Source organism: Microbacterium sp. (assembly GCF_036566905.1).
Taxonomy (GTDB): domain Bacteria; phylum Actinomycetota; class Actinomycetes; order Actinomycetales; family Microbacteriaceae; genus Microbacterium.
Genome location: NZ_DATCVK010000004.1, coordinates 1 through 8,536 on the forward strand (window position 1 = coordinate 1; position 8,536 = coordinate 8,536).

The window sequence follows — 8,536 nt, forward strand, 5'->3', positions numbered from 1 at the left end:
GCCACGACCACCCTGCTGCGCGCCGGCGACGACCCGGCGGCGGTCGCGGTGACCGTGGCGATCGCCGGCGGGGCCGCCGTGGCGGGTGCCTCCGTCCTCGGACTCCGGCGATGGGCGGCCCTGGGCGCGGTCCTCGCCGTCGGCGGGCTCGTCGTCGCGGCCATCGGCTGCGGCGTCCGGTTCCTCGCGGTCGCCGGCGATCCGGGCTTCGAAGCGGACCTGTGGGTGATCGCCGCAGCCGGGATCGCGGTGGCGGTCGCCATCGCCGCGATGCGCGCCACGACGTCGAGGCGCGTGGACGTCACCGTGGCCACCGGCCTCGCCGTCGCCACGGTGCTCGTCGGAGCGGCCGAGCTGATCCTGCTCGCGACGGGCACCGGCCTGGACGAGGTGCGGACGGCGACCACCATGACGATCCTGACCGCGGCCGCGTACGTCGGCGCCGTCTGGCGTGGCCGGCTGGGCGCCGCGCCCGCCGTCATCGCAGCCCTGACCGCCGCCGTCTTCGGCGTGCTGGCGTTCTTCGCCTTCGGGGTCGACCCGGTGGAGCTCGTGACGGTGCCGGCGGCCCTCGGCGGCATCGCCTACGGTGCCCGCACCCTGCTGCGCCGGCCGGAGGCGCGCACCTGGCCCGCGCTCGGTCCGTGGCTCGCGCTGCTCCTGCTGCCGTCGCTGCTCTACGACTTCTTCGGCGAGGCCGAGCTGTGGCGGATCGTCGGGCTGGGCGTCGTGGCCATCGGCCTGGTGGTCGTCGGCGCGGTCTTCGCGCTGCAGGCCCCGCTCGTGCTGGGCTCGGCCGTGGTGCTCGTGCACGGGATCGCACAGCTGTGGCCGTGGATCTCGACGTCGTACGTCGCGGTGCCGTGGTGGCTGTGGCTCGGGATCGGCGGCGCCGTGCTGATCTTCATCGCAGCGCGCTACGAGCGCCGGGTGCAGCAGCTGCGGGCGGCCATCACCGCCGTCACATCGCTTCGCTGACCTCGCGCGCGCCGCGCCCCCACCGGAACGGCGACACCGTCGGGTCACCGGGGATCCAGTACCGCCAGGGGAACTGGGCGGTGCCGGCGGCCCCCGCCACGCCGACGCGGGGGCCCGACGCCACCTCGGCCAGCGGCTCCGCGAGCAGCTCGAGGCGGGCGGTCGCGCCGTGGTGAGGCGCTCCCGTGACCGCGTCGATGCCGTCGTGCACGGGATGCCGGAGCCCCACGGCATCGCCCAGCCGGCCGGGTCCGCGCGCGAGGTCGCGCGGGGTGCGGGCCGCCGGACGACGGCGGGTGGCGGCATCCGTCCCCTCCATCACCTGAGCCGCGCGCAGCAGCACTCCGCCGGCGATCCCGTCGGGACCGCACACCACGTTGACGCACGAGTGGATGCCGTGGCTGAGGTAGACGTACAGGTGCCCGGGCTCGCCCCACATGGTGGCGTTGCGCGGCGTCGGCCCCATGCGGGCGTGCGACCCGGGATCGGGCACCGTGCCCGTGCCACGGCCGTGGTACGCCTCGACCTCGGTGAGCCGCACCACCACGGTCTCGCCCTCGACCACGGTCGTGAGCCGGGCGCCGAGCAGGCTCGGCGCGACGTCGGCCGGAAGCCCCTGCAGGTCGGCGCGGGTCGCCGCTCGCCAGAGGTCCCGCACCATGTCGCCGAGTCTACGTCCGCGGGTCGAAGCGCCGGCGATGTCGCCGCGGTCGCCGCGGGCAGTACTGTTCGCGCATGGGGAACTGGTTCGCACTCGTCCTGCTGAGCGTCTCGCAGTTCATCATGGTGCTCGACAGCACGGTGATGAACGTCTCGATCTCGACCGTCGCGTCCGACCTCGGCACCGACATCTCGGGCATGCAGGCCGCCATCACCTTCTACGCGCTCACCATGGCTGCGTTCATGCTCACCGGTGGCAAGCTCGGCGACCGCTGGGGGCGCAGTCTCGCGTTCCGGATCGGATCCGTCATCTACGGAATCGGCTCGCTGACGACCGCGCTGAGCCCCAACCTCACCGTCCTCATGATCGGGTGGTCGCTCGTCGAGGGCCTCGGCGCGGTGCTCGTGATCCCGGCCATCGCCGCCCTCGCGGCGATCAACTACGAGGGCCGCGCGCGTGTCGTCGCGTTCGCGGTGCTCGGCGCTGTCACGGGCGGTGCCGCGGCGGCCGGTCCCCTCATCGGCGGGCTCGTGACCACGTACTCGTCGTGGCGCTACGTCTTCGTCGCCGAGGCGATCGTGATGACGCTCGTGCTGATCGTCTCGGGGCGCATCAAGGACGTGCCCGGCGACCGCACGCTGCGCATCGATCTGCTGAGCGTCGTGCTGTCGGCCCTCGGGCTCTCGCTCCTCGTCTACGGCATCCTGCAGAGCAAGACGTGGGGCTGGTTCGTGCCGCTGGACCCTCCCGTGATCAACGGCGAGCCGTTCGCCCCGCTCGGCATCTCGCCCGTCGCGTACATGATCCTGCTGTCGATCGTCGTGCTCTGGCTGTTCGTGAGACGCCAGCAGCAGCTCGAGCGCACCGGCCGGGTGCCGCTCCTCAAGGTCAGCCTGCTCCGCATCCCGGCGCTGCGCAGCGGCCTCACGATGTTCATGGCGCAGTACTTCGCGATCGCCGCCCTGTTCTTCGTCATCCCGGTGTACCTGCAGACGATCCTCGGCTTCGATGCCCTGCAGACGGGCCTGAAGATCCTGCCGCTGTCGCTCGGGCTCATTCTGTTCTCGGTGCTCGGGTCGCGGCTGTCGACCGTCCGTTCCGCCCGGAACCTCGGCCGCATCGGACAGCTCACCCTCGGCGTCGGCGTACTGCTCGTGTTCGTCGCCGTGCAGCCGGAGCTCGCCGACTGGCTGTTCGCAACCGGCATGTTCGTGGTCGGCGCCGGCTTCGGGCTGCTCGCCTCGCAGCTGGGCAACGTCAACATGTCGGCGGTGGAGCAGTCCGACACGTCCGAGGTCGGCGGTCTGCAGGGCACGTTCCAGAACCTCGGCTCGTCGTTCGGCACGGCGATCGTCGGATCCGTCTTCATCCTGCTGCTGACCTCGGGGTTCACCGGGGCGGTGCAGCAGAGCACGACGCTCCCCGACGACGTGCGCGAACAGGTGGTGGCCAGCGCGTCGAAGGGCGCGCCCATCATCTCCGAGCAGCAGGCCGAGGATCTCTTGACGGATGCCGGAGCCGGCCCCGACGCCGCGGCCGAGATCGCGCGGCTCTACGCCGACACGCAGGTCGAGTCGCTGCGCCAGTCGCTGTTCTTCGTGTTCGCGCTGACCGTGCTCGGGCTGCTGCTGTCGACCGGGCTGCCGTCGAGGATCCCCGTGCCGGCCGCGCCGAAGGAGGCGGCATCCGGCCCGCCCGGTCCCTGAGCTCGTCGAACGGCGTCAGCGGGGCGGCACCTGGCACCACGAGATCGCTGCGCCGTTGAGGGCGACGACGGGTTCGCCGTCGGAGGCCTGGAGGATGCGCGTCTCGGGCCGGGCGGGAAGCGGCAGCTGGTAGGTGTCGTACGCGTTCGAGACGGCATCCGGCGCCACCAGCAGCGCGACGTAGCGTGCGCTGGGCGACACGCAGACCTGGATCACGGCATCCGTCTCGCCGATCTCGGTGAGCATGGTCGTCGCACCGTCCGCGCCCACGCGCGCGACGGACGTGCGCCCGGTCGGCATGCCGTCGCCGTCGAGCACCGCCGCCGTCCGGATCGTCGAGCCGTCGGGGAGCGGCGTCACCGAGCTCGTGCCGCCGAGGTCGACGTCGGGGGTCACGAGCTGCTGCTCGCTCGCGTCGGTGAGGTCGATGACAGAGGCCTGGTCGACCCGGTCGACGACGGCCTCGCTCGATCCGCGCGCGATGCCCTCGATGGTCATCGCCGCGCCGAGCGCCGTCGGGGCGCCGGCGGCGGCATCCGATCCGGTCAGCATCAGCGAGCCGTCGAACGACAGGAGCAGGATGCTGTCGGTGTCGGGCACGAAGCGCCACTCCGCCACGCGGGGGTCGGCGCCCTCGATCTCGATCGCCACGGGGTCGGCATCAGGATCTGCGAGCGAGGCCGTGAACAGGCGGCTCTCGCGGCCGGAGTCGGCGTCGAGATGGGCGTCCGAGAAGGTGTAGCCGATGCGTTCGCCCCGGTCGGCGCTCTGGAGGTTCGACACGTAGCCGTCGCCACCGTCTTCGACCGGCAGCGGCAGCTCGTGCGCGTGCTCGCCGTCGAGGTCGGTGACGATGAGCCCGGCCTTGTCGTCGTCGGTGCGCACCGAGACCACAAGATGCGCGCCGGTGGCGCGGAAGTCCTCGATGTGCGGATGCCGGAACACCGGCACGGCGTTCTGGCCGGCGAGGTCGGTGCGATAGATCAGGTCGCCGTCGTTCGTGCCGCGCTGCAGGAGGAACACCTCGGCCGGCGGCGTGCGGAAGCTCTCGGAGATCGTCGCGGTCGGTCCGCCGCCGAGCGAGGCGACCCCGTCGATGGTGACGGTGTACTCGGTGTCGTCCCAGAGCGGCAGGGTGAACCGCACGCCGACGCTGCGGCCCGACGTGTCGACGGCGAATGGCGTCGCGGGGGTGATCGTCACCTGCGACGCGTCGATCTCGGCGAGCGACTGGGTGGTCGTCACGATGAGACGAGACCCGGATGCCGCCGCCGCGGCTGCGGGATCCACGTACGCGTCGGTGACCCGGGGTCCCTGCGCGACGCTCGCGGCAGCACCGGCGAGGCCGAGCACCGCGAGCAGGCCCACCACGACGCCGAAAGTCACGACGAAGGCGCGGCCTCGACGACGCCGGGAACGCGTGCGCCGCGTTCTCGCGTCAGTACTCATACGGGTCCTCGGGCTCGCTGATCTCCGCGATGTCGGCCGCGTCGACCACGAGACGCCCGTCCGACGACGAGCGGACCGTGCCGGTGATGGTCACCCACTGCCCGGTGTCGGGTGACGGCGCCGCGCCTACGATCGGCAGGCTGGCGGGCTGCGCGTCGATCACGCAGTGCGTGATGATCAGGCGCGTCAGGTCGAAGGCGCCGTCGTCGCCCGGAGTGACGAAACCGGTGAGCTCGACCGTGTCGCCGTCGAACGCGTCGGGGTTGGTCGCCGTCGCGAACACGGTCGCCCAGTCGCCGACCCCGAACGACGCGGTGTCGCCGGTCGAGGCGAGCTGCACGGTGTCGGCGCCGCCGAACAGCGGAGTCGCGCCCACGTCGCGCGACATCGCGAGCTCGGCCGACAGCGACGCCGGCGGCAGCACGAGCGTCAGTACGACCACCCCCGAGGCCGCGACCCCGCCCAGCACGGTGGCCGCGATCGCCGCCGGATGCCGGGCGTCGTGCTCGTGCTCGTGCGTCGGCTCGAGCGTTTCGTCTCGCTCGTTCCTCGCTCGCTCAACGACCGGACCTCCGGTGGTCGAGCGAGCGGAGCGAGTCGAAACGCCCGGAGCCTCCGCGGAACCGTGGTCATGGCCGTGGTCGGCCTCGGCCCCCAGTGGCAGCGCGAACGACGCCACGGCGCCGACGAGCACGAGCACGGCCATCGACACCGCGAACCAGGCGGAGTCGGGGTTGATGTACAGCCCGAGCCGATCGGTGAGCGCGAGCGACAGGGTGACCACGGCGAGGGCTGCGGCCAGCCCGACTCCGAGCCACCGCGTGCCGACGAATCCGGCGTTACGCAAGGAGGTTCACCGCCGTCCCGATCGCGAACGCCGACAGCAGCACCACGACGACGATGCCGCCGAGGGTGCGCCACGTGAAGGTCGTCCGCATGAGAGCCAGCATCTTGACGTCGACGAGCGGCCCGACCAGCAGGAACGCGACGATCGACCCCGGGGTGAACGTCGAGGCGAACGACAGCGCGAAGAACGCGTCGACGTTCGAGCAGATCGAGACCACCATCGCGAGGGCCATCATCGCGACGATCGACAGCGCGGGGTTGGAGCCGATCGCGAGCAGCGCGTCGCGCGGGATGAGCACCTGCACCGCCCCGGCGAGCGCCGAGCCGATGATGAGCGCCGGCATGACCGCGCGCAGCTCGATCACGAACTGCGCCAGCGTGCGCCGCCACTTGCCGCCGGGCTCGTGCACCACGAGCTCGCACGTGTCGCGGAAGCGGTCGGTGAGGAGGGCGTCCGGAGACGGATGCCGCGAATACAGCCATCCGATCAGGTTCGCGATCGCGTACCCGCCGAGGATGCGGGCGACGAGGATGCCGTCGTTGAACCCGAACGCCTGGTGTGTCGTCAGGATCACGATGGGATTCACGATCGGCGCCGCGATCAGGAACGTCAGCGTCTCGGGCACCGAGAACCCGCGCATCAGCAGGCCGCGCGCGAACGGCACGTTGCCGCACTCGCACACCGGCACGATCATGCCCAGGAGCGACAGCACCGCACGGCGCGCCCACGCACGGCGCGGCATCCATCGCTCGATGACGCCCGGGGGCACCCACACCTGCACGACGATCGACAGCACCACGCCCAGCGCCACGAAGGGCAGCGACTCGATGAGCACGCTGATGGCGAGGGTCAGCCCGTCCTGTGCGCGGGTCGGGAGGGATGCCGGGAACAGCGTCGGCGCGAGCCAGTCGATGAGGAAGAGGCCCGCGACGAGGGCCAGCCCCACGCCCAGCCACAGCGCGGCGCGCGCCTGTGCGGACGGCCCGGGGGCGGAACCCGGCGAGCGGTGGCGGTGCCCGTCGCCGGGCTCGGTCACCGATCCCCGCGCTGCCGGTCCCTGAGCTCGTCGAAGGGCGGGGTCAGTTCGCGTCACGCTCGGCGTCCCGGGCTGCGGCGCAGCTTCCGCAGAGCCCGAAGATGTCGACGACGTGCTCGGCGTCGCGGAATCCATGGCGCTCGGCCGTGCGCTTGGCCCACTGCTCGACGTCGGTCGCCTCGATCTCGACGGTCAGCCCGCAGGAGCGGCAGATCAGATGGTGGTGGTGGCCGGTGCTCGTGCACGCGCGGTAGAGCGCCTCGCCCTCGGGGCTCTGCAGCGAATCGGCGTCGCCCTGGGCGGCGAGCCCGGCGAGGGTGCGGTACACGGTCGCCAGCCCGATGCCGGTGTTCTCGTCGCGCAGCGTGGCGTGCAGCGACTGGGCGCTCACGAAGCCCCGGGCGTCGGAGAGCGCTTCGCGCACGCGTTCGCGCTGCCAGGTGTTGCGCTGGACCATGGCGGCGAGTCTACCGACGGGTCCTGGACGTCGGCCGGGCGCCTCCCGCGATCACGCGGTCACCCTCGTCACGCGGTCGCGGCGAGCGCCGATCACCCGGCACACCACGTAGATCGCGAACGAGATGGTCGTGATGTACGGGCTCACCGGGAGCGTGCCCATGATCGCGAGCAGGATGCCGCCGACCGCCGACACGAAGCCGAACAGCGCCGACAGCAGGGGCACCGACAGCGGGCCCGAGGCGATCCGCACGGCCGCGGCGGCGGGGGTGACGAGGAGCGCCATCACCAGCAGCGCGCCGATGATGTGCACGGCGACGGCCACGATGAGCCCGAGCAGCAGCATGAACGCGAGCGAGACCGCCGTGGTCGGCACGCCGCGCGCCGCCGCCGACTGCGGGTCGAGCGAGTCGAACCGCAGCGGACGCCAGATGAGCAGCACGCCCACCAGCACCACGGCGCCGATGCCGATCAGCCACCCGAGCTGCCCGGTCTGCACCGACACGATCTGTCCCGTGAGCAGGCTGAACCGGTTGGCGCTGCGCCCGTCGTAGAGCGAGAGGAACAGGATGCCGAGACCCAGCCCGAACGGCATCAGCACGCCGATGATCGAGTTGCGATCGCGGGCCTTCGCACCCAGCACGCCGATGATCGCGGCGGCGATGAGCGAGCCGACGATGGATCCGGTCACGACGTCCCAGCCGATGAGGAGCGCCGCCGCGGCGCCGGCGAACGACAGCTCGCTGATGCCGTGGACGGCGAACGCCATGTCGCGCTGGATGACGAACACGCCCACCAGCCCGCCGACGAGGCCCAGCACCGCTCCCGCCCACACCGAGTTCGACACCAGGGCGAGGATCTCGCCGTAGTAGGGCAGGCCGCCGAACATCGCGTCCGCGATGTCGTTCCAGTTCACGCGGCGCCTCCGCTCATTCGTGCACCGGGCCCTCGTGGTGATGGTGCGACGCCTCGGCGTCGGGTGCGCCGACCACCACGAGCCGGTCGCCGGCACGCAGTACGAAGACGTGCGCGCCGTAGAGCGCGGTGAGCACGTCGGAGCGCAGCACCTCCTGCGGCGTCCCCAGCGTGAAGCGGCCGTTCGCGATGTACAGGATGCGGTCGACCTTGCCCAGGAGCGGGTTGATGTCGTGCGTCACGAGCACGACCGCGGCGTCCTTCTCCCGGCGGTGCCGGTCGATGAGGCCGATGACGGCCTGCTGGTTCGCGAGGTCGAGGCTCGTGAGCGGCTCGTCGCACAGCAGCAGCGGCGGATCGTCGGCGAGCGCCTGGCCGGCCCGCAGGCGCTGCTGCTCGCCACCCGACAGCTGCCCGACCGGCCGGTCGGCGAACCCGCGCGCACCGACGGCGTCGATGAGGGCGTCGACGCGGGCGCGATCGCCGCG

9 protein-coding genes are annotated in these 8,536 nt (G+C 72.1%); 2 read left to right on the plus strand and 7 right to left on the minus strand.

What is annotated here, in order from left to right; all coding sequences use genetic code 11:
• A partial coding sequence (locus tag VIP82_RS00150) for an SCO7613 C-terminal domain-containing membrane protein (RefSeq protein WP_414684597.1) occupies positions 1 to 978 on the plus strand: 978 nt, incomplete at its 5' end.
• Here VIP82_RS00150 and VIP82_RS00155 read toward each other — a convergent pair.
• Entirely contained in the window at positions 962 to 1,639 is a 678-nt protein-coding gene (locus VIP82_RS00155) for a DNA-3-methyladenine glycosylase (RefSeq protein WP_331905289.1), read from the minus strand. The genes VIP82_RS00150 and VIP82_RS00155 overlap by 17 nt on opposite strands.
• Before the next feature lie 74 nt (positions 1,640 to 1,713).
• Here VIP82_RS00155 and VIP82_RS00160 point away from each other — a divergent pair, with 74 nt between their 5' ends.
• The gene (locus VIP82_RS00160) at positions 1,714 to 3,345 is read left to right on the plus strand and encodes an MFS transporter (protein ID WP_331905290.1); all 1,632 of its coding nucleotides are present in this window, start codon (positions 1,714 to 1,716) and stop codon (positions 3,343 to 3,345) included.
• Between the two features lie 15 nt (positions 3,346 to 3,360).
• Here the strand turns inward: VIP82_RS00160 and VIP82_RS00165 are convergent, their stop codons facing one another.
• The 6 genes from VIP82_RS00165 to VIP82_RS00190 all read right to left on the minus strand — a co-directional run.
• The gene (locus tag VIP82_RS00165) at positions 3,361 to 4,731 is read right to left on the minus strand and encodes a hypothetical protein (RefSeq protein WP_331905291.1); all 1,371 of its coding nucleotides are present in this window, start codon (positions 4,729 to 4,731) and stop codon (positions 3,361 to 3,363) included.
• A 52-nt stretch (positions 4,732 to 4,783) separates the two neighbouring features.
• Positions 4,784 to 5,641, minus strand: coding sequence for a TIGR03943 family putative permease subunit (locus tag VIP82_RS00170; RefSeq protein ID WP_331905292.1), 858 nt, complete (start codon positions 5,639 to 5,641; stop codon positions 4,784 to 4,786).
• A complete protein-coding gene (locus VIP82_RS00175) occupies positions 5,634 to 6,677 on the minus strand; it encodes a permease (protein ID WP_414684598.1) in 1,044 nt (347 codons plus the stop codon). The genes VIP82_RS00170 and VIP82_RS00175 overlap by 8 nt, the downstream gene beginning before the upstream one ends.
• A gap of 43 nt (positions 6,678 to 6,720) precedes the next feature.
• A complete protein-coding gene (locus tag VIP82_RS00180; RefSeq protein ID WP_308866422.1) occupies positions 6,721 to 7,134 on the minus strand; it encodes a Fur family transcriptional regulator in 414 nt (137 codons plus the stop codon).
• 51 nt (positions 7,135 to 7,185) lie between these two features.
• Entirely contained in the window at positions 7,186 to 8,049 is an 864-nt protein-coding gene (locus VIP82_RS00185; RefSeq protein WP_331905293.1) for a metal ABC transporter permease, read from the minus strand.
• Between the two features lie 13 nt (positions 8,050 to 8,062).
• Positions 8,063 to 8,536 (minus strand): ATP-binding cassette domain-containing protein (locus VIP82_RS00190; protein ID WP_331905294.1); only part of this gene is annotated, 474 nt, incomplete at its 5' end.

What these genes read in the sequence shown, in the direction of transcription:
- VIP82_RS00160 (WP_331905290.1), top strand. Translation starts at nt 1,714, where the DNA reads ATGGGGAACTGGTTCGCACTCGTCCTGCTGAGCGTCTCGCAGTTCATC.
- VIP82_RS00155 (WP_331905289.1), bottom strand. Translation starts at nt 1,639, where the DNA reads ATGGTGCGGGACCTCTGGCGAGCGGCGACCCGCGCCGACCTGCAGGGG.
- VIP82_RS00180 (WP_308866422.1), bottom strand. Translation starts at nt 7,134, where the DNA reads ATGGTCCAGCGCAACACCTGGCAGCGCGAACGCGTGCGCGAAGCGCTC.